Origin of the sequence: Occallatibacter sp. (assembly GCF_049582745.1) — a bacterium.
Taxonomy (GTDB): Bacteria; Acidobacteriota; Terriglobia; order Terriglobales; family Acidobacteriaceae; genus Telmatobacter.
This window is the reverse complement of the sequence record NZ_JBAUUO010000073.1, coordinates 12360-33565: the sequence shown is the minus strand read 5'-3', so window position 1 is coordinate 33565 and position 21206 is coordinate 12360. Positions and strand designations below refer to the sequence as shown.

General features: G+C 59.6%; 17 protein-coding genes, 1 tRNA gene and 2 pseudogenes. 13 read left to right on the top strand and 7 right to left on the bottom strand.

Annotation, left to right across the window (positions count from 1 at the left end; translation table 11 throughout):
* Window positions 1-114: 114 nt before the first annotated feature.
* From tnpC to tnpA, 3 genes and pseudogenes are all read right to left on the bottom strand, one after another.
* Window positions 115-1425 (bottom strand): annotated as a pseudogene (tnpC, locus tag WCA10_RS11935) (IS66 family transposase); the annotation flags it as partial.
* Window positions 1426-1624: 199 nt separating this feature from the next.
* Window positions 1625-1972, bottom strand: a complete 348-nt coding sequence (tnpB, locus tag WCA10_RS11930; RefSeq protein WP_472822747.1) for an IS66 family insertion sequence element accessory protein TnpB — start codon at window positions 1970-1972, stop codon at window positions 1625-1627.
* Window positions 1969-2367, bottom strand: coding sequence for an IS66-like element accessory protein TnpA (tnpA, locus tag WCA10_RS11925; RefSeq protein WP_472822746.1), 399 nt, complete (start codon window positions 2365-2367; stop codon window positions 1969-1971). Before tnpA ends, tnpB begins: the two co-directional genes overlap by 4 nt.
* A gap of 62 nt (window positions 2368-2429) precedes the next feature.
* Between tnpA and WCA10_RS11920 the strand changes: the two are divergent.
* Window positions 2430-3122 (top strand): annotated as a pseudogene (locus WCA10_RS11920) (tyrosine-type recombinase/integrase); the annotation flags it as partial.
* A gap of 155 nt (window positions 3123-3277) precedes the next feature.
* Here WCA10_RS11920 and WCA10_RS11915 read toward each other — a convergent pair.
* Window positions 3278-3353 (bottom strand) — tRNA-Ala (locus WCA10_RS11915).
* A 169-nt stretch (window positions 3354-3522) separates the two neighbouring features.
* Here WCA10_RS11915 and WCA10_RS11910 point away from each other — a divergent pair.
* The 11 genes from WCA10_RS11910 (at window position 3523) to WCA10_RS11860 (ending at window position 16966) form a co-directional block, all read left to right on the top strand.
* On the top strand, window positions 3523-4488 hold the full coding sequence (locus tag WCA10_RS11910; protein WP_472822745.1) for a quinone oxidoreductase family protein: 966 nt from the start codon (window positions 3523-3525) through the stop codon (window positions 4486-4488).
* A 250-nt stretch (window positions 4489-4738) separates the two neighbouring features.
* The gene (locus tag WCA10_RS11905; protein ID WP_472822744.1) at window positions 4739-5413 is read left to right on the top strand and encodes an RNA polymerase sigma factor; all 675 of its coding nucleotides are present in this window, start codon (window positions 4739-4741) and stop codon (window positions 5411-5413) included.
* Complete coding sequence (locus tag WCA10_RS11900) at window positions 5410-6093, top strand: zf-HC2 domain-containing protein (RefSeq protein ID WP_472822743.1); 684 nt, start codon at window positions 5410-5412, stop codon at window positions 6091-6093. Before WCA10_RS11905 ends, WCA10_RS11900 begins: the two co-directional genes overlap by 4 nt.
* 199 nt (window positions 6094-6292) lie before the next feature.
* Window positions 6293-8068, top strand: coding sequence for a hypothetical protein (locus WCA10_RS11895; protein WP_472822742.1), 1776 nt, complete (start codon window positions 6293-6295; stop codon window positions 8066-8068).
* 139 nt (window positions 8069-8207) lie between these two features.
* Entirely contained in the window at window positions 8208-8921 is a 714-nt protein-coding gene (locus WCA10_RS11890) for a gluconate 2-dehydrogenase subunit 3 family protein (protein ID WP_472822741.1), read from the top strand.
* Between the two features lie 99 nt (window positions 8922-9020).
* A complete protein-coding gene (locus WCA10_RS11885) occupies window positions 9021-10589 on the top strand; it encodes a GMC oxidoreductase (protein ID WP_472822740.1) in 1569 nt (522 codons plus the stop codon).
* Between the two features lie 480 nt (window positions 10590-11069).
* Window positions 11070-11873: a ribonuclease III gene (gene rnc / locus WCA10_RS11880; RefSeq protein ID WP_472822739.1), complete on the top strand. Its 804-nt coding sequence runs from the start codon at window positions 11070-11072 to the stop codon at window positions 11871-11873.
* On the top strand, window positions 11870-12664 hold the full coding sequence (gene lepB / locus WCA10_RS11875) for a signal peptidase I (protein ID WP_472822738.1): 795 nt from the start codon (window positions 11870-11872) through the stop codon (window positions 12662-12664). The genes rnc and lepB (WCA10_RS11875) overlap by 4 nt, the downstream gene beginning before the upstream one ends.
* A gap of 53 nt (window positions 12665-12717) precedes the next feature.
* Window positions 12718-13539 carry a signal peptidase I gene (lepB, locus tag WCA10_RS11870; protein ID WP_472822737.1) on the top strand — a complete coding sequence of 274 codons (822 nt, stop codon included), beginning with the start codon at window positions 12718-12720 and terminating at the stop codon, window positions 13537-13539.
* A 125-nt stretch (window positions 13540-13664) separates the two neighbouring features.
* On the top strand, window positions 13665-16250 hold the full coding sequence (locus WCA10_RS11865; RefSeq protein ID WP_472822736.1) for an AsmA family protein: 2586 nt from the start codon (window positions 13665-13667) through the stop codon (window positions 16248-16250).
* Window positions 16251-16276: 26 nt separating this feature from the next.
* Complete coding sequence (locus WCA10_RS11860) at window positions 16277-16966, top strand: HAD-IA family hydrolase (protein WP_472822735.1); 690 nt, start codon at window positions 16277-16279, stop codon at window positions 16964-16966.
* A gap of 3 nt (window positions 16967-16969) precedes the next feature.
* Here WCA10_RS11860 and WCA10_RS11855 read toward each other — a convergent pair whose 3' ends face one another.
* Window positions 16970-17719, bottom strand: a complete 750-nt coding sequence (locus WCA10_RS11855) for a carbonic anhydrase (protein WP_472822734.1) — start codon at window positions 17717-17719, stop codon at window positions 16970-16972.
* Between the two features lie 198 nt (window positions 17720-17917).
* Here WCA10_RS11855 and WCA10_RS11850 point away from each other — a divergent pair, with 198 nt between their 5' ends.
* Window positions 17918-19090 (top strand): PP2C family protein-serine/threonine phosphatase, encoded by a 1173-nt coding sequence (locus WCA10_RS11850; RefSeq protein WP_472822733.1) that lies wholly within the window; start codon window positions 17918-17920, stop codon window positions 19088-19090.
* A 68-nt stretch (window positions 19091-19158) separates the two neighbouring features.
* Here WCA10_RS11850 and WCA10_RS11845 read toward each other — a convergent pair whose 3' ends face one another.
* Entirely contained in the window at window positions 19159-19626 is a 468-nt protein-coding gene (locus tag WCA10_RS11845) for a VOC family protein (RefSeq protein ID WP_472822732.1), read from the bottom strand.
* A gap of 182 nt (window positions 19627-19808) precedes the next feature.
* Window positions 19809-20972 carry a methionine adenosyltransferase gene (gene metK / locus WCA10_RS11840; protein WP_472822731.1) on the bottom strand — a complete coding sequence of 388 codons (1164 nt, stop codon included), beginning with the start codon at window positions 20970-20972 and terminating at the stop codon, window positions 19809-19811.
* Between the last annotated feature and the right edge of the window lie 234 nt (window positions 20973-21206).

Here is a 21206-nt window from a genome sequence, read left to right as displayed (position 1 = left end):
CTCCGGATCAACTAATGAAGTTCCTGGAGAGCCTATAAATTATGCGCAGCGTTTGGTCGGTGCGATAAGGCACAGCAGGCACACGTCCCGCACGCTGCGCATAATCGGGAACTGGACATAATTCCGTCCAAGAGCCACGGCGCGCAGAGCTCGCTCGGCCGCGCTGTTGTCTATTTCCAACAGACCATCGTCGGTGTACCGCGTAAGGGCACGCCATCGCGAGAGCGCATACCGAATGGCGCCCGCAGTTTCACTCTTCGCAGACAGCGAACGCAGCGCCTTCTCCATCCATTTGCGCACGTCCTCGAGCAATGGCTTCGCTCGCGCCTGACGAACACGCAGCCTGAGATCTGCAGGCTTGCCGCGCACCTCATCTTCAATCGCGTAGAGAGCGCCGATCCTGACCAGAGCCTCGGTTGTTGTGGGCGATGCGTGGATGACATGGATCTCGTGAAACTTGCGGCGTGCATGCGCCCAGCACGCGACTTCATAAATGGCGCCATCGCCGTACAGATGATGGAACCCTGCATAGGCGTCCGCCTGAAGGCCACCCTTGAAGTTCTTCAGATGCTGCCGCGGATGCTCACCCTTGCGATCTTCCGAGTACGCGAACCACACGGCCGGCGCGGTATCTTCGCCGGCAGGCCTGTCGTCACGGACATAAGTCCAGAGACGTCCAGTCTTGGTCTTGCCGCTGCCAGGCGCAAGCACCGGCATCGGCGTATCGTCGGCGTGCAGCTTGGCTCCAGCGAGCACATGCTTCTGAATCGCATCGATCAACGGAGCGAGTAACTCACTTGCTCCACCTACCCAGCCGGCCAGCGTGGAACGTTCGATCTCAACTCCCTGGCGGGCGTATATCTCCGACTGGCGATAGAGGGGCAAGTGATCGGCGAATTTAGAAACGAGGACGTGAGCCAGCAATCCCGGTCCGGCAAGACCACGCTCGATCGGCCGCGACGGCGCAGGCGCTTCAATCACGCGCTCACAGCCGCTGCAGGCGAACTTCGGCCGTACATGACGAATGACCTTGAAGCTATCGGGGATGTACTCCAGCTGCTCGGAGACATCTTCGCCGAACTGGCGCAACTGGCCGCCGCAGTCGGGACAGCCGTGGCCCTGAAAAGCGTGAGTGACAACCTCGCGTGGCAGATGTTCGGGAAGCGGCTTGCGTCGGGATCTCGTCTTCGGTTCCGCAGCCGGCATTACTCGCTCCGCGGCGGCTTCCATCTCGGCCTGCGAGGACTCCAGCTCCTCCAGGTGAAGTTCGAGCTGCTCAAGCTGAATAACGATCTTCTCGCTCTTGACGCCGAACACCCTGCGCCGGAGCTTCTCGATGACCAGCTTCAGATGCTCGATCTGCTCGCTGCTGGAGCGCCGCAGTTCCTCGATCTCGTCTGAAAGCGTCTGGCGCTGTTGTTCGATCTCCGCATCCCTGGCCGCAATCTCGGCTCTCTGCACGGCGATCTCAGCCTGATGTCGAATGACCAGCGCCTTCAACGCTTCCACATCAAGCGAATCGAGATCTGGGAGCGATGCGCGATCCATGCACGCAGTATGCCATGAAGGTGCGTGGAAAATATGCCCAATACCCGCATGAATACAGGGGAATCACACTTATCACTCACACCGCCAGCTGCGGCGTCCAGGTCCTCTGCGGCCGGCGCCAATCGATGCCTTCCAGTAACATCGAAAGCTGCGCACGCGACAGACAAACAGTTCCTTCCGTAGCCTGCGGCCAGATGAATCGTCCTCGCTCCAGCCGCTTGGCAAACAGACACAGGCCATCTCCGTCCCACCACAAAAGCTTGACGATGTCGCCTCGGCGTCCTCGGAATACGAAGACGTGTCCGGAGAACGGTTGCTGTTCAAGAACGGTCTGTACCTTCGCGCTCAGGCCATCGAAACCACGACGCATATCGGTCACGCCGGCGGCGATCCATATCCTCGTTCCGGTGCGCAGTTCGATCACTTGCGCAAACTCTCGAGGATCGATCTCACCAGCACCGCATCGGCACCGCTCTCCACACTGATCATGGCCCGGCCAGGAAACTCGATGTGAATCGCGCCGCCAGATTTTGGCTGTCCCTTCGCGCCAACCTCTCCTGTATCGATGGCCGCTTCGCATGCAGAAGACAATGTCACCGGAAGAAGCGCCGTAGATGCCGCCGAAGGCTCGTTCAGCTCGCCCCGCTTTAGTGCCCGACGCCACTTGAACACTTGGTTCGCGTTCACACCGTGCGCACGAGCCACCAGCGACACACTCGCACCGGGCTCCAACGTCAACTCTGCTATGCGTCGCTTCTCCGATAACGTCCGCCACCGCCGGACAGGTCGTACAGTTCCTGCTTCCTCTGCAACACTCATGACCGCATAGTCGGACTCGCAACCAGACTCATGCCAGAGGGGAACTCGGGACGCTTACCACTATGGAGGTCGAGGAGTGGTTGCACTCGCTTCCGTTAGCTCCCAGTTCAAGAGCAAAACTGAAGTGCGTTCTGTCAAGGCTGTACCACCATGCCATCCGATATGAGTGGCTTACTTTTAATCCAATTAGCAGGGTGAGGACATCACAAAAACGCCTTCGCGACAGGGACGTTCTTACACCAGAGGAGTTCCAGAAGTTAGTGCGACAGCTTTCTGTACGTGACCGGGCGATGGTTTTGCTCATTGGCAGCACTGGACTTCGCAGATCAGAAATGATTGCTTTGACGTGGTCTGATCTGAACCTCAGAACGATGGAAGTCAATGTTCTGAGGTCTTGCGTACGGAACCGGATAGGGAAGACGAAGACCGAATCGTCTCGCCGGCCGGTCCCACTCCATCCACTTGTGCTCAACGCGCTCCTCGAGTGGCGTGCGAAGTCGCCCTATTCGACCGATTTGGATTTCTTGTTTCCCTCAGTTCGATTCAAGGGGAACAAACCCCTCAGTCCGGACAGCATCCTTGAGAAAAGCATTCGTCCCGCATTGGCTCGGATCGGAGTTGTCGGAAAACATATCGGCTGGCACAGTTTTCGTCACTCCCTTGCGACTAACCTGAGATCGCTCGGCGTTGACATCAAGGTGGCACAGGAATTGATGCGGCATGCCAGTTGCCGCACAACCCTTGATGTCTACACCCGCGCAGTGGACCAGCAAAAACGCGAAGCGAGCCGTAAAGTCCTGGAATTAATGCTACCGCTGGAGATGAGAAAACTTCAGCACCCCTCAGCACCCCCGGAAGGCGAGACGTCAATTCGCCGGTGCCGGCAAATATATCGTAAGAAAGGGGATATTGGTGGACCTGATCGGGATCGAACCGATGACCTCTTCCATGCCATGGAAGCGCGCTCCCAGCTGCGCCACAGGCCCACATGAAGGATGCAACCTTTCTATTGTCTCTGCTCAGAGGGGATTCGTCAAACGGCGGCGTGCGTTGAGGATGGCATCTCCAAAGGCGTCGTTTTAAGCTTGAGGCCAGGGAGCTTGACTACCGGAAGAAGAACCCTCCCGGCGGCTTGAGTTCGCAAGGGAGGTCAATATGAAAGCAGCCGTCATGAAAGCAGCCGTCGTAAACGAGCTGGGGCAGCCGCCGCGGTACCAGGATTTCCAAGAGCCCACGGCGCAAAAGGGTGAGGCCCTGATCAAAATGCGGGCCGCGGGACTGCACCCGGTCGTGAAAGCGCTGGCGAGCGGCTCGCATTATGCGGGTAAGGGCGAGGTGCCCGCGGTTCCAGGCGTCGATGGCGTGGGCACGCTCGAGGACGGTAGCCGAGTGTTCTTTGGGTTTGCGCGAAGGCCGTGGGGAACGATGTGCGAGCGAACCGTGGCGCTGAGTTCGAGGTGCGTGCCTTTGCCTGACAACATCGATGATGTTCAGGCTGCAGCCATCGTGAATCCCGGAATGTCGGCGTGGCTTTCGATCAAGGATCGGGCTGGGCTCACGAAAGGCGAGACAATCCTGATCCTCGGGGCGACCGGGGTGGCAGGCCAGTTGGCGATTCAAGCGGCGCGGCTGCTCGGGGCGAAACGAATCGTAGCCGCGGGGCGCAACCTCGACGCGCTGGCCTCGGAGAACCTGGACGGCGTCATTTCGCTTGCGCAGGGGGACGATGCAATTCGCGAGGCATTTGCGGTCGAGGTCCGGAAGGGAATTGACGTGGTGATCGATTATCTGTGGGGACGTCCGACGGAGTTGCTGCTGGAGGCGCTGGCCAAGGGCTTCAATCCTGAAGGGGCGCGCGCCACGCGCCTGGTTGAGGTAGGACAAAGCGCGGGGCCGGCGATCACGCTTCCGGGCGCCACGCTGCGCAGCATCGACTTGAAACTGATGGGGAGCGGATTTGGTTCTGTGCCGCTGGAGGTTGTTTTCGAGGCCATTCCGACCCTGTTTTCGATGGCGGCAGCCGGTTCTTTACGGGTCGCGGCAGAGCCGGTGCCCCTGGCAGAAGTGGAAGCTGCCTGGAACCGCAAAGAGAGCGGCAAGCGGATCGTCTTCACGATGTAAACCCTTAAAGACGGGCACTCAGACAAAATACATCCGTGACCGGGAACACTTTAGGGGGGTGCCGGTGTCTAAGAAAATAGGCGAACGAGGCAATGTCTCGTTCCCACGCACAGTGGTTTGGTTTCCTGGAAGGGTTCTGCCAGGAGCGTGGTCAGGGAAGCGGAGCAGGCGGTGTTCGGAAGGTTCCCTGATGCCAAACTTATCGCTGATGCGGTAACGTGGGGGAGCTGAATTGCAGGCGGATCTCACCATGGGGAATTTAGCGAGCGCGCTTTCACTTCGATCGGAGGAAGCCGCACTGATCGCTGAGCTTCAGGCAGGCTCTGAAGAGGCCTTTGCCTGGCTGATCGCGCACTACCACAAGCCGATTTATTCGCTGCTTGCGCGGATGTCGTATGACCGCGCGGATGCGGCCGATTTGACCCAGGATGTCTTCGTCAAGGTCTTTCGCGGCGTGGGGCGCTTTCATGGTGAGTCGTCGTTGCGTACCTGGGTTTATCGCATCGCCCTGCACGAAGCATCGAACCAGCGACGCTGGTGGATGCGGCACAAGCAGCGGGAGATTCCCATTGAACAGGAGATGACGGAGAGCTGCTTGGGTGTTCCGATCAGGCTGAAAGAGATGCTGGTCGATCCGGGCGAGTCGCCGGTTGAGATGGCGATGCATGCGCAGAACAGGGCTCGCGTCGAAGCCGCCCTGAACGAGGTGCCGGAGCCATTTCGTACCACGCTCATTCTCCGGGATATCGAGGGGTTTGTGTACGAGGAAGTGGCTGAGATTCAGGGAGTGAATCTCGGGACCGTGAAGTCGAGGCTTGTTCGCGGACGAGCCCTTTTGCGGACCATTCTTACGAAGTCTCAATCGGCCGAAAAGGCGGCAACGCCTGCCGGATTCGAGATCCCCGTGCGAGGGGAGGCCCAATGAGCAGTTGCAGCTCCATTCAATCGAAGTTTTCGGAGTATCTCGATGGCCGGCTGACTGGGCACGAGATGCAGGAAATCGGCGTTCATCTCGACGCATGCAAAGAATGTGCGGCAGAGTGGACGGGTTTGAAGCAGACGCAAATGTCGCTTTCCGCGCTGGGTCCTGTTCCGGAGCCGAAAGATCTTTTGTTGCGCGTTCGCGTTGCGGTCAGCCAGGAACGGGCGCGCAGCCGGAAGAGTGTTCTGCAGAGCTGGAAGCTGGCATGGGATAACACCGTCGGGCCGTTCCTGCTGCAGGCTGGGGCAGGTTTTGCGAGCGCGGTTCTGTTGCTGGGTACAGTCACGGTGCTGGTGGGAATGTTCACACGTCCGGAGGTTGCGCGGGGCGAAGACGAGCCCCTGGGCATGGCCACTTCGCCACAATTCCAGTATCTCTCTTCGGCGGTAAGCAGCAATGATCAGATCCGCGCGGCCGGCGGCCCGGTGGTTGTCGAAGCGTATATCAACGGGCAGGGCGAAGTGTACGACTACCGGATCGTTTCCGGGCCGGTGGATGACAACACGCGCGCGCAGGTGGTGAACCTGCTGCTTTGGAGCCATTTTGAGCCGGCACGCTTCTTCGGTCAGCCGGTGCGGGGGCTGGCGGTGCTGTCGTTTACGGGGGTTTCGGTTCGGGGATAGCGAAGTCACATGAGAAGACAAAGGCCCTTGCGCACCCGGCGCAGGCCTTTCTTTTCGGGAGTTTCGATCGTCTAAAGTGGACACCTCGGAATTGCGCCTTCTACCCGAGAATTGTGTATGCCGCACTGGTGCCGTTGTGTCGGTAGCTGCAGGCGCGAAACCGTTGAAATGCCGTAGACTTCAGGCAAGGTCCTTTTTGATGCCGTATAGCCCGTTTCCGAGACTCGCAATCGTCGTTTCCGTCGCCATTTTCCTTCTCACTGCCTCTGTCGCTCAGCGGGCCGGGGCACAATCTTCCAGCAGCAATCCTCCGCCAAACCGGCAGAGTTCGTCGTCGCAACCGGTGCAGGAGAAAGCTCCCTCGCTTGTCGATGCGGCGGGGCCCACGATTTCGCTGGTAAGTTCAGAGCCGGTGTTTTTGATGGCGGCGGCATTGAATGCCTGCGGGTATGACGAGGGGCTGGAGGACAGCGCACCGATCCGCAAACACGTACGCGATGAGATCAATGACGCGCTGGCGAAAAGCGAAGATGCGCGGGCCAAACGCGACAAGGTCTGCCTGTATATTGCGCAGCATCGGATGACGGGCACGGAGCGGGACATTTCGCAGTACATCTCGCTGGCGCTGTATCTCAGTAACCCGCCCGCGCTGGAAACAACGGTGGAGTTGACGGAGATGCCGCCGGACTCGACGCAGGTGGTGGAGATTGTTCCGCTGCTGCGCGACTTCGCAGAAGCTGTCGATCTGCATGGAATCTGGCTGGCGGCGCATCGCACCTACGACGAAGAAACCGACAAGCTGCACGATCCGCTGTCGAAAATGATTGTGTCGACCAATCTCTATCTCAAAATGCCGGCGACGACCTACGAGGGGCGGCGTTTCGTCGTGGTGATCGAGCCGCTGCTGTCGCCGAAGCTGGTAAATGCGCGCATCTACGGGACCGATTATGTGGTGGTGGTGTCGCCGGTGAACGGCACAATTCCAATGAACGACGTGCGGCACACCTACCTGCATTACGTGATTGAGCCGCTGCTGTTTTCGCGAACCAATGCGATCGACCGGATGCAGCCGATCCTGAAGGAAGTGCGCGATGCTCCGCTTGATTTCCGCTACCGTTCGGACACGGTGGCGCTGGTAGTGGAGTGCCTGATCAAGGCCATTGAAGCGCGCACGATGGATACAGGAATTCCGCAATACAAGATTCCGGCGGGAATCGAACGATCCGACCTACCTCGCTACGAACATGAACGTCAGCTTACGCTCGAAAAAATGGAAGCGGTGCGCGTGGCCGCTGTGCGTCACGATATGGCGCAGGGGTATGTGCTGACCCAATATTTCTTCGAGCAGCTGATCCAGTTTGAAAAGGATCCGGCGAGTTTGCGCGACACCATTGGCGAGATGGTTTACGGGATGGATATCGATCAGCAGGCGCACCGCGCGCGGCAAACCCAGTTTGACCAGCAGGCCGATGGGGACGTACTGCAACGCAGCAAGCCGCGGAACCTGACGGGGCTGGATCTGGCAGAGGCGAAACTGGCGCAGGGCGATGTGGCCGCGGCGAGCGCACTGGCGCACAAGGTGCTGGCCGATCAGTCAGACTCGCTGGATGCGGTGGCCCAGGGGGCGCAGGCGAACTTCATCCTTGCACGCGTGGCGATCATGACCGGGCATCCCGATGTGGCCATCGGCGATTTCCAGAAGACGATTGCCACCAGCAAGCAGCCACGGCTGGTTGCGTGGTCGCATATCTACCTGGGGCGCATGCTGGACCTTGACTGCAAACGCGATCAGGCATTGACGGAATACCAGGCAGCGCTGGCTGCGCGCGACGGTCAGCAGGATACGCGTCTCGCAGCCGAGCGAGGCGTCAAGACCGCGTATGCCGTGCAGGGCCACAGTTGCGATGACGATGCCGACGACTCCACTCCGGCCCCGCCAGCCAAGCCGCCGGCTTCTACTCCTCATCCGCAATAACGCAACCCTTCACCACCCTTACAACTTCTGCTGTTGGCGTAAGGGTGGGGAAACGCAAAATCTGTTCAGGCTGTCCAACTTGGGACTTTACGTCCCCCCTTGTCGACAATTAGCGTGGTGTGGTCCCCAGGAGGGCCGAATGCTGCGCCGTGATTTTGTTCGCACCGTGCTCGCTGTCGGTGCGGCTCCCAAGCTGCTGCTGAGCCAACAGGCCGCAAACCCCGCTCCGCCACCGCCCGCGCCTGTGCCATGGCTGCTGGGCCTCACTTCGAAGACACCGATTCCGCAAGTAGAAGCCGCCGACCAGGTGGCCGCGGCGGAATTGCGCTTCTTTACACCTCAGCAGATGGCCACGCTGACGCGGTTGAGCGACGCGCTGATGCCGCCCATGGGCGAGAAGCCGGGTGCAGTACGGGCGCAGACTCCGATGTTTCTGGATTTTTTGATCGGGGACTCGCCGGATGCGCGCAAACAGGTGTACAGCGAGGGGCTGGACTGGCTGGATGCGGAAGCGAAGAAGAAATTCAATCTTGAGTTTGCGAAACTCAGCGATGCCCAGGCGGATGAGTTGCTGAAGCCGTGGCTGCGTACCTGGATGAACGATCATCCGCCGGAGGAGAAGCATGCGGACTTTATCAATATTGCGCACGATGATATCCGTACGGCGACGGTGAATTCGAAGGCGTGGTTCGCGGCGCCGCAAGTGGGCGCGGAACCGCGAACGGAGGAGGAACTTTACTGGTCGCCGATCGAGCCGGATATTTCGCTCGAAAAGGCGGATGGCGCGAACCCGCCGCCGCACGTGAGGGCTGTGCCGAAGGCGGATCATCCGATGCCGTCGTACCCGCGGTGAAGACAGTGGACAGTGGGTAGTGAATAGGGACATAGGGACATAGGGACAATAGGGACATAGGGACATAGGGACAGAGGGACAGAGGGAATCACTGCGGCGATGATGAATGAGATTTATGATGTGCTGATTATCGGGTCGGGGCATGCCGGGGGAATGGCGGCGAAGATACTGACGGAGTTTGGAATTCGCTGTCTGATGCTGAACGCGGGGCCGGTGGCGGATGTGAGTCATGATGCGGAGGAGAAGCCGGCGTACGAGCTGCCGTTTCGCGGGTTTCGACCGCCGGGGCGTATTGACCACGTGTTTCAGTCGAACGGCTTTAACGCCAATGTTTGGGTAGATGAGCGGGAGGTGCCTTACACGTTTGAGGAGAACCAGCCGTACAACTGGGTGCGGGTGCGGTTGTTTGGGGGGCGGTCGCTGTTCTGGTCGCGGCAGTCGTTCCGGTTGAGTGATTACGAATTCAAAGCGAAATCGCATGATGGGTTTGGCGAAGACTGGCCGATCAGCCATGCGGATTTAGCACCGTACTACTCGCGGGTGGAGGGAATATTTCAAGTAAGGGGCGCTCTGGATGGGCCGCCACAATTGCCGAATGGGAACTTCATCATTGACGATGCGCCGTGGACCTCGGCCTTGCAGCGTTTTATCGATGTGGCCAAGCCGCGTGGTATTCCAGTGTGCAAGCAGCGCTCTGCACTGGGACGGGACGGACTGGCGAGCTCAGTGAATTTGCTGTTGCCCGATGCGGAGAAGACGGGAAAACTGACGTCGATTGCAAACGCCGTAGTCCGTGAGATTACCGTCGACAAGAACACAGGACTGCCGAACGGGTGTAATTTTGTCGATCGTCTATCGCATCGCGAGATGAGCGTGAAGGCTCGGGTGGTGGTGCTGGCGGCGGGCACGCTGGAGAGCACGCGGTTACTGCTGAATTCGAACCTTGCGAATTCCAGCGGCGTTGTGGGACGTTATCTGATGGATCAGATTTATGGTGCGGGCGTGGTGTGCTCGGTTCCTGAAGCGCGCAACGGAAAGGCCAAAGGTGTGATGGGATCGTATGCGATCATTCCGCGATTCCGGAACATCGATACGAAGAGCGACAAGTTTCTGCGCGGGTATGCGTTCAACACCACTGCTTCGACGGGATCTGTCGGCGCGCGGAACTTCGCGGCCTACGGTGCGGAATTGCAGCGGAAGATGGACGAGTATTACGGCAGCGGATTCCATATGACGATCATGGGCGAGGTGCTGGGACGCTACGAAAATCATGTGCGCATTGATAAAGACCGCAAAGACGCATGGGGGATTCCGGTCTTGCACGTGGATACGAAGTACAGCGACAACGAATTCAACATGGCGAAGGATGCGGTGGAGACGGCGTGCGAACTGGCCGAGGCGGCGGGGTTTGAGATCTTGTCAAAGAACGACAAGCCGAATCCGCCGGGATACAGCATTCACGAGGTGGGCACGTGCAGAATGGGGAACGATCCGAAGAAGAGCGTGTTGAACAAATTCAGCCAGTCGCACGATCACAAGAATCTTTTCGTGGTGGACGGAGCGCAGTTTACAAGCGCGGGGTGGCAGAATCCGACGATGACGATTCTGTCACTGTCGATGCGCGCGTCAGAGTACCTGGCGGGAGAGATGCTTCGTCAGAATATTTAGGGGGAGCGGATTTTGGTTGGTGGGGAAAGGGGAGCGCCGAGGGCACTCCCCATCGTTTTTTTGAAGCCGCTTCGGATCAGAACCGGATCGAAGGTTATTGAAATACATCTTTCCTCGAGGGGTCGCGAACATTACGCCCAGGGCTGCAGAGCGCGGACTCCCGAACTTTTGTGTCTAGATGCAGTGGCCTTGCGGCAGGTTGGAAATGAGGCTGGGTTGGCTGCGTTCAAACAAAGAGTCTCGTCAAGCGAGACGCAATTGAATTTCTGTCACGAGCGGATGGCCGAGGGTGCCGGCAGTGTTTGGCAAGTATGCTCGTGCCGCGAGAGGGCGGGGAGGCTTCATTTGGATGAAGCGGCGCGTCTAAGGAATAATTGGGGTAGGCGCCTGATGGTCCGTTCGCAAGGGCTGGGCGGCTGCCCCGGATCAAGGCGGTTCGCCGGAGAGTGGCAATTGTTTGAGGAGTAAGTGGAAGCGGATTTGACCGAATTGGAAGCGGCGCTTGGGCATGGCTTTGCCACGCCCGAACTGTTGGTGTGCGCGCTGACGCATCGATCGCTGGCCAACCAGATCGATGCGATCAATCAGCAGATTCACGACGACGGCGCGTTGCCGGCGAGCGACAATGAGCGGCTGGAGTTTCTGGGTGACGCCGTGCTTGGCCTGGTGGTCGGAGAGGCATTGTTCCTGAGCCATCCTGAGTGGCAGGAGGGCGAGTTGACGCGCGTGCGCGCGCAACTGGTGAGCCGTCAGCACATGGCCAAGGTTGCCAAGGCGATTGCTCTGGGCGATCATTTGCGCCTGAGCCGCGGTGAAGATCGCAGCGGTTTGCGGCGGAAGAGCACCGTGCTTTCAAACACAATGGAGGCAGTGATCGGGGCGCTTTTTCTGGATGGCGGGCTGGAGCCGGTGCGGGTATTCGCGCGCCGCAATGTCATAGGCGACGCGGTGGAGCGGCTGGCTGAACAATTGCGGTCCGGCGCGGCGCTGGGCAACTACAAATCGGCGCTGCAGGAAAGGCTGCAGGCGGAACGGGCCGGCGCCCCGGTTTACCGCGTGAAGAGCGAGAGCGGTCCGGATCATCGCAAGCGGTTTCTGGTCGAGGTGCGGTTGAAGTCGGTGGAGGGCGAACCCGGCAAGCCGCTCGCACGCGGAACCGGCACCACGAAAAAAATTGCCGAGCAGGATGCAGCGCGGCGAGCCCTGGCGCGGCTGACAAGTACGACGATGACGTTGATCGACGAGGCGGAGAGATTGATCGAGGGAGCCGGGGAGTCAGAATGAGCGCTCCTGCACAATTCGCTGCTGCTCCTTCGCGGTCGGGGAGGCACATCTGGCAGCACTTGCCGACGGTGCCAGAAGCGCTGGCTTCGCTATTGCAAACGGTGGTGGTGGCGCTGTTTGTGCTGACGTTTGTGCTGCAGCCATTTCTCATTCCTTCAGAGAGTATGGAGCATACGCTGCTGGTGGGGGACTTTCTGCTGGTGAACAAGCAGATCTTTGCGCCCTCGGGGAGCGATCGCAATTTCACGCACTGGATGATGCCGTATCGAGATATAGAGCGGGGCGATATCGTGGTGTTTCATCATCCGCAGCCGCATCCCTACCTGGTCAAGCGGGTCATCGGTGTCCCCGGCGACCGCTTGCGCATCCAAAACGGACAGGTTGTGGTCAACGACGTTCCGATTCGTGAACCCTACGTCGCGTTTGAGCCCGCAGCTCCCAGCCAGTTTCGGGACAACTTTCCGGCGAGCGTCTACACGGATCCCGATGTTGACCCAGAGTGGTGGAAGCAGATGCAGACGCTCACGCAAAACGGCGAGCTCGTGATCCCGCCCGGCAAGTACTTCGTATTGGGAGACAACCGGAATCACAGCTTCGATTCGCGGTCGTGGGGATTTGTGCCGCGGCAGGCAATTATTGCGCGTCCATTGGTGATTTACTTTTCGGTACGGCGGCCGTCGACGACGGATGTGCAACAGGCCGCGGATGATAGACTCGGACACGAAAGGGAACTCTCGGCACGCCTCGCGGCATTTGCGCGCTGGAAGCGCATTTTTCGTGTCGTGCATTAGCGCTCCGGGAATCCGCAGAGTAGCCGCCAGCCATCTGGGCACAGAGCGACAGGATGACGACAAAAAACACGCTGCCAGCCAGGACGCCGTCCGAAGTTGAGCCTGCTGCCGAACAAAGACACGAGGAAGAAACGCCGTTTGAAGCAGCAGCAAGCATCTGCTCCGTGCTGGTGGTGGGGCTGTTCATTCTTACGTTCATCGCGCAAAACTTTGTCATTCCCTCTGGGTCGATGGAGCAAACATTGCTGGTGGGCGATCACCTTGTGGTGGACCGCATCACCTTGGCGCCGCCGACCAAGTGGATGCCGCTGGTGCATTATCGCGAACCGAAGCGCGGGGACATCGTGGTGTTCATCAAGCCCGGCGAACTGGACGCGGATGGCAAGCCGACGATTTTGTACCTTGTAAAGCGGTTGATCGGCGTGCCCGGCGATCATATCCATCTGCGCAACGGGATCGTGATTGTGAATGGAGTGGCGCAGAGCCAACCGCACGCCGTGCCCACCACGCCCGAGAACTATCGCGACTACCTTGACGATTTTCCCTCGGTGCCGATGACGGTGGACCTTGGCGCAACGGAGCGCTGGGCCGTGGATATGCCAAACCACGTGGTGGATGGCGACCTCGTTATTCCTCCGGGCAAGTACTTCATGATGGGTGACAATCGCCACAACAGCCTGGACTCGCGCTTCTGGGGATTTGTTCCGCGCGAAAATATTGTAGGCCGGCCGCTGTTCAACTACTGGTCGTTTAAAACGCCTGAGCATCAGTTTGACGAGACTGGCGTTGGTAACAGCATTGCGTGGATGGGGCATGTGGTGCTGCACTTCTTTACCGACACGCGCTGGAAGCGGACGCTGCACTTGACACGCTGAAAGAGAACGTTGTCAGCGATCAGTTTTCAGTTCTCACGGATCGACCCACTCACTGAAGACTGAGAACCGACAACCGACAACTGAAAACCGATGGCGACTCCTGGCCACTGACGACTAATCAGAACATGACGAAAGAAGCGCAAGGCCGGAGACGCTGGCGATCGAAGTTATGGATCGCCGTGCTAGCGCTGACGATTCTGGTTGCGATCATCGTGATTCCGCCGCTGGTCAGCATCAATCGATACAAGAGCCGAATTGCCCGGGCGATGTCAAACTCGTTGGGGCGACCTGTGCTCATGTCGGGAGTGGAGCTAAGGCTGCTGCCGCGGCCGGGGTTTGTGATCACCGATCTGACGGTGGACGAGGATCCGGCGTACGGCGCTGAACCAGTGCTGCATGCCAACACGGTAACGGCGGCGATACGTTTGTTTTCGCTGTGGCGCGGGCGGCTTGAGATGAGCCGCATCAGCGTGGACGAGGCGAGCCTGAACCTGGTGCGCACTCCCGATGGACGATGGAATCTGGATACGCTGTTTCGCACCGCGGCGCGTTCGCAGACCGATGGGGCGAACCACGGCAGGCTGGTTCCGTTGCCTTACCTTGAGGCGACCAACTCGCGCATCCACATCAAGGAGGGCGTTGAAAAACTGCCCTTTTCGCTGGTGAACGCCGATCTTTCGTTTTGGGAGGAAGACCCCGGCGACTGGCGGGTGCGGCTGAAGGGGCAACCCGCGCGCACCGACGTGAACCTCGATCTGAGCGACACGGGTATCGTGCAGCTTGAAGGGCGGATGCGGCGCGCGCCGGAGCTTCGGCTGATGCCGGTGCACGTGGAAATGGAGTGGCGTGCGGCGCAGATGGGGCAGTTGAGTCGGTTGCTCATCGGATCGGATGCGGGCTGGCGCGGAGATGTAACGGCCGAGATGAAGCTGGATGGCACCGCCGATTCAGCCGATGTGACCACGCGGCTGCGCGCGACGGGCGTGCATCGCGAAGAGTTTGCGCCGGCGGCGCCGTTGGACTTTGATGCGAACTGCGGATTCACGTATCACTATTCGGCGCGCGCAATTGAAAAGCTGGTGTGTGATTCGCCGCTTGGGGATGGGCACCTGCGGCTGGAGGGCAACCTTCCCGGGAGTGGCCAGCCGAAACTTTCGCTGGCTGTGGAGAAAATTCCGGCGCAGGCGGTGCTGGATGCGTTGCGCACGGTCCGGCAGGAACTCGGGGCCGGGCTTGAGGCCGATGGTACGTTGAGCGGCAAGCTTACCTACGATGTGACTACACCTTTGCCGGTGGTTGCGACGCAGGCCAAGCCAGGTCGTCATGGCCGCAAGGCTCTGGACGCCAAGCAAACGCCGGCAACACCGTCGCCACTGAGCGGAAGCATCACCGTGGACGGGCTCAAGCTGAGCGGCGGAAGTCTAAGTCAGCCGATTCAGATTCAGAAGGCATTGTTCGAACCGGCAGAGGGAATCAGCGGTCAGAGGAGCGCGCTTGCCGGGACAGCGAATGTGCCTGCCGGAGCGCCGACGCCGCTGCTGTTTACAGTGCGCCTGACCTTGAGCGGCTACCAGGTGACGGCGCGGGGTGCTGGGTCGCCAGGGCGCGTTCGGCAGCTTGCACATGCCGCTGGATTGCAGGAAGCGGGAGCGCTGGATGCGATTGCGGGCGATCCATTGACGATGGACCTGGCGATCGAAGGGCCGTGGCTACCCGCGCCGGATGCTTTGCCGGCCGAGGGCGTGAGCGCTGCGCCCGGCTCTCCGGCGGTGGTAGCCCTGCCAACGTCCGACCGATTGACGGGCACGGTCACACTGCACGATGCGAACTGGAAAACCGATGCGTTGGCGAGCGCGGTTGAGATTCCGGAGGCAACGTTGCACCTGGGCGGCGGCGACATGATCTGGGACCCGGTTGCATTCGAATATGGTCCGCTCAAGGGTACGGCGCGGGTAGAGATTCCGGCGTGCGCGGAGGCAGATCGGCCATGCTTGCCGACGGTTGATGTGAACTTCAGCACTCTGGATGCGGCGGAGTTGCAGACAACTTTGTTGGGCTCAGAGAAGAAGGGAACGCTGCTGGCTACGATGATCGCCCAATTGACGCCATCTTCGGCGCATCCATGGCCCCAGTTTCAGGGAACGGTGAAGGCGGATTCGCTGGATCTCGGCTCCGTGACGCTTGAGGATTTTCAAGCGGACATAAAAATGTCACGGGAAGCGGCGGAGATCGCGAGCGTGGATGCGGGATTGCTCGGAGGCCAGCTTCACATGACCGGCAAGGTGGAGAACAACGACAAGCCCGGCTACTCGTTCGAAGGTCAGTTCACGAAATTGAGCGCGACTGACTTGTGCGCATTGTTCGAGCTGAAGTGCACGGGCGCGAGTTTTGATGGCGACGGCAAGTTGGATCTGGTTGGATTTGCGGGCGATGAACTGGCAAAGTCCGCAAAGGGCACGCTGCATTTTGACTGGAAGAAGGGTGCGATCGCCGCGCGCGACGGCAAATCGACAGATGCCGTTCCATTGCTGTTGACGCAATTCGATCACTGGGCCGGCGATGCGGCGATCGGGGATGGCAGCGTGACGTTGAAGGAAAACCGTGTGCAGCAGGGCGCGCACAAGGGATCAGTGAGCGCGTCGATCAGGTTTGGAGATCCGCCGACGGTCGACTTTGCGCCGGCCAAGGGCGCGGCTGCTCTAAAGAAGTGAGCCAGTCTCCTCGTTACAATCGAAGTATGGCAAGCAAAGTCGCCTCTTTCCCTGTCGAGATTCGCTGCAAGGGCGTGCTGTTTGACATGGACGGCATCCTGATTTCTTCGATCGGGTCCGTCGAGCGCAGCTGGACAAAGTGGGCCAAGCTGCGCGGCGTCGATCCCGAATATGCATGCAAAATGGCGCATGGCAGGCGAGCCATTGAGACTGTCGCACTCCTGCGCCCCGACCTCGACAGCGAAGCGGAACTGCGCTTGATTGAAGACATCGAACTCGCCGATGGCGAGGGCTTGGCGGTGCTGCCTGGCGTGCTGGAGTTGCTGCGCGCGCTGCCTGGGAATCGCTGGACGGTCGTGACCAGCGCGACGGAGCGGCTGGCGCGGATGCGGCTGACGCAGGCGGGGGTTCCCGCGCCGGCACGACTTGTAACTGCCGACGACGTTGCGCAGGGCAAGCCCGATCCGGCGCCCTACCTGGCCGGCGCTGCGCTTCTCGGATTGCCGGCGGAGGATTGCGTTGTATTTGAGGATGCGGAGCCTGGCACGCAGGCGGGACGGGCGGCCGGATGCACGGTGATTGCAACGACCTTCTCCCATGATGCCGAATCGTTGCGTGCAGCGCATTATCTGATCGAAGACGTCATGGGCGTTTCGGTTCGTAGCCTGCCCGCCGACCAGGGCATTGTGCTGACGTTCAACCCCCTCGCCGAATGAATCCTATTCGTTGGCTTCGATGCGTCGGCCATGCACATCCTGCAAGGGGCGCGAATTCATGCGGAAAAGCATGTCAAAGGCTCGCAGCTGTTCGAGGTTGAGGCTGATCTCTTCTTCAAAGACAAACCAGCGGACGCCTTCGGTGCATGGCGGAGTGGTGAGAGAGCCCATGTAGGTCCAGTAGCCGCGGTCGGCGGGCAAAAAGCCTCCAGCGTTCACCATTTCGCTGACCTGTTGAGTCGTGCCCGGCTTTTTGGGGAGATGGGGCAAGAGCATGGCGAGCACTGCGTTGGGTTTGTCGCGATCCATCGCGAGGCGAATATCAACGATAGCCATTTTGCCATCGGCGCCCTGGTGGATGAGTTCAACTCCGAGGTCGGTGAGTTTGCCGCGGACGGCCTCTTCGCTGGGGTGATGGAATTCGAATTGTTTGAGGTCATAGCGAAGACCGCCGGCGACAATGTAGCTGCCAGGATCAACGTGAACGATAATCATCCGTCTGTCATTTTCGATTTTGACCGGGCCGGCGACGTAGTGAAATTCGATGGGCTGGAGCGCCTTGTTCAGACGCGCTCCGCGGATGTCGATGGGCGATTGCCCGTGTCCTTTGGCGCAGGCCTGGTAGGCGGGATCGAGCCTGCCCCATGCAAGCGGCCCCGTCTTTCCGTAGTAGTCCCAGTAGGCCCCGGATTGCGCAGAGGCCACGGTTGCGGCGAGTCCAAAAGAAAGAGCGGCAATAACATAAAAGCGCATGTCTTCTCCTCGGTGAAAGGACGTAGAGGGCTACCGGAGGATTTTAAAGCACCGGGGATGGATGCCATCGCCGGCTGGAACTGCGTTTCTGGAAATCGCGCGTCGCTGGCGTAGACTTTAACCCACGTTGTCAAAAATGCGCCCTGCCGGATTAACTTCGGTCAGGCCTTCGAAATCTGAGAGGATGCTCCGGATTCCATGAATTCCACGAACCCCTTGCGCACGGCACCCCGAAGGGCGGTCGTTGTTTTTCTGCTTGCCGTCTTCTTTACGTTCGTCGCCATGGGCATTGCCAGCGACATCGTCGCTATCGGGCGAATCCCAACATTGCGGTTCGGAATCACCGTCGTGCTCTCCGGATCATTTGCGGTCTGCTATGCCATTGCGGGCGTAACTCTTCGTTCCCGAGTCTGGAAGGCATTCATTCCGCTGTTCGCTGTGCAGATTGCAACCATGTCGTTCCTGGCACACAAGTACCCCAACAAGCCGCAGCCTCGCCAAATGAATGCAGCGGACGTGGAAAGCGTTGAAAGCCGGCTCAATTTTGATGGTAACGCGACAATTATTGCGGTTTGCCTGGGCTATGCGGGCTTCGTCCACGTTTTTGTCAGTGAAAGCAGGCGGCATATCAAGGCCAGCGCCGAAAAGGCCGTGCTAGAAGCCGAAATGGCCGCAGCCCGCGAGATCCAGCAGGTCATCGTCCCAGAGAAGGGCGAGGCGTTTCCGGGCTTCACCGTGGATTCCGTCTACCAGCCAGCACGGCAGGTCGGGGGCGATTTCTTTCAGGTTTTGCCAGCCAGTAAAGAGGGTCTGCTCGTCGTGGTAGGAGACGTCGCAGGCAAGGGATTACCGGCCGCCATGCTGGTCTCCATGCTCGTCGGGTCGATTCGCACAACGGCGGAGGACAGCGACGATCCGGTACGGATGTTGCGCAAACTTCACGATCGCCTCGTGGGACGCACCATGGGAGGATTTGCGACAGCACTCGCCGCGCATATCACTCGCGATGGCCTGGTCACCATTGCAAATGCCGGCCATTTATCGCCGTACCTCGATGGCAAGGAAGTCGAACTGGCCGGTGCGCTGCCACTGGGCATTGCGGAGGGCGGGAAATTCGAACCCAAACAATTTTACCTGCAGCCCGGTAGCCGGCTCACGTTCTATTCAGACGGCGTTGTCGAAGCGCAGAACAAGAAGGGCGAACTGTTTGGGTTTGAACGCGCCGGGGCAATTTCCACCCAGCCTGCAGCTGCAATCGTCGCGGCGGCAGTTGAATTCGGGCAGGAAGACGACATCACGGTGGTGACGATTGAGCGGCTGGCTTCGCACGATTTCTCGTTGCGAACGGAGCCGCTCCCAGCCCCTGCATAGAGGCGGCATTTGCAAATGCGAAGGGGCTCCTTGTCGGAGCCCCTTCGCTGTCACTGCTTCTTCTTGCTTTAGGCTGTTGCGTGCATGTATTGCTCCATCTCCTCCTTGGAGACGTCGCGGATGTGCGTGGCGAGATACCACACATGGCCAAATGGATCCTTGAGACCGGCAGTTCGGTCGCCATAGAACTGGTCGGCGATCGGCCGCACGATCGTTGCGCCGGCAGCGGCGGCTTGTTTGGTAGTGGCATCCACATCGGGCACGTAGACCATCAGGGTGATTGGCGAGCCCTTGAAGTGATCCGGGCCGTAAGCGTCAATCTTGGGCGCTTCGTCCGCCAGCATGATTCTCGAGTCGCCGAGTTGGATTTCGGCATGAGCAATGCCGCCTTCCGGATTGGGCATTCGCATGACTTGCTTGGCGTTGAAGGCGCGGGTATAGAAATCGATCGCTTGGCCTGCCCTGCCTTTGCCGATGATCAAATAAGGCGTAACGGAGTGATATCCGTCAGGAATGGGGTGCACGGACTTTGCCATGGGGAACCTCCGGTTTTCTCACGTACCCAAGTGAGCCTACACCTTCCGGAAAAACGAGGAAACCCCGGCCTGCGCGGTTGTTGATAAAAAAAATGAATTCCGCGGGACCGGATGCGAAGAAGTCTACAGATAGAAAATGGGATCCCTCTCAGGGATCCCATGGTCTTGATTAACCGATTGTTTTACTTCGCCGCCACCGCGACGCCAGCCTGTTCGGCCAAGGTTGCGGCCTTGTCGGTCGCTTCCCAGGTGAACTCAGGCTCGGTGCGGCCGAAGTGCCCGTAGGCTGCCGTCTTCTGATAGATCGGGCGGCGCAGGTTGAGGCTCTCGATGATGCCTTTGGGCGTGAGCGAGAAGTTCTTGCGGACGAGTTCCGTCAGTCGGGCTTCGCCGACTTTGCCGGTGCCGAAGGTGTCAATGCGTACGCTGACTGGATCGGCGACGCCGATGGCGTAGGCGAGCTGAACTTCAGCCTTGTCAGCGAGACCTGCGGCCACGATGTTCTTGGCGATGTAACGGGCGACATACGCGGCACTGCGGTCGACCTTGGTCGGGTCTTTGCCGCTAAAGGCGCCGCCGCCGTGACGGCCCGCGCCTCCGTAGGTATCGACGATGATCTTGCGGCCGGTGAGGCCGGTGTCGCCCATGGGTCCGCCGATAACGAAGCGCCCAGTCGGATTGATGTGGTACTTGGTGTGCTCGTCGAGCCACTTGGCGGGAAGCACAGCCTGGATGACGTGCTTGAGAACGTCGGCGTGGAGTTCGTCGTTGCCGATGTGCTCAGCGTGCTGGCTGGAGATGACGACGGCGTCGATGCGAGCGGGCTTGCCATTCTCGTCGTACTCCACCGTGACCTGGCTCTTGCCATCGGGGCGCAGGTAGGGCAGCTTGCCGTTCTTGCGGACGAGGCTGAGCTGGCGGGTAAGCTTGTGAGCCATGGCGATGGCGGCAGGCATCAGCTCCGGGGTCTCGTTGACGGCATAGCCGAACATCATGCCCTGATCGCCGGCGCCGCCCGTGTCAACGCCCTGTGCAATGTCGCCCGACTGCTTGTTGATCGACGAGATCACGGCGCAAGTGTTGGAGTCGAATCCGTAGAGCGCGTTGTCATAGCCGATGGAGGCGACGACGCCGCGGACGAGGCTCTGGAAGTCAACGTAGGCCTTGGTGGTGATTTCACCCGCGATGACCACGAGGCCGGTAGCGGTCAGCGTCTCGGCTGCCACGCGGCTGTAGGGGTCCTGCTCGAGACACGCGTCCAGGATGGCATCGGAAACCTGGTCGGCAATTTTGTCGGGATGACCTTCCGTGACCGATTCAGAGGTAAACAAAAAACGATCGCTCAACTTTGCATTCCTCCCCATTGAAGGGATTCAAGGTGATTGTCTGCCGCAACGGCTGAAGAAGCTCGATGAAGGCCGTGCAATTGCGATGAATGCAACGGCAGCGGAAGACAACGCGCTTCGGCAGACCGAGGGCCACACCGGCGCATCTCTCTATGGTAATTGGAGGAAGGCCGGAGGGCAAAGGGTCACAGCGAACGGGGAGTACAGGGTAGTCAACGGGTGATCGTGGGGGGT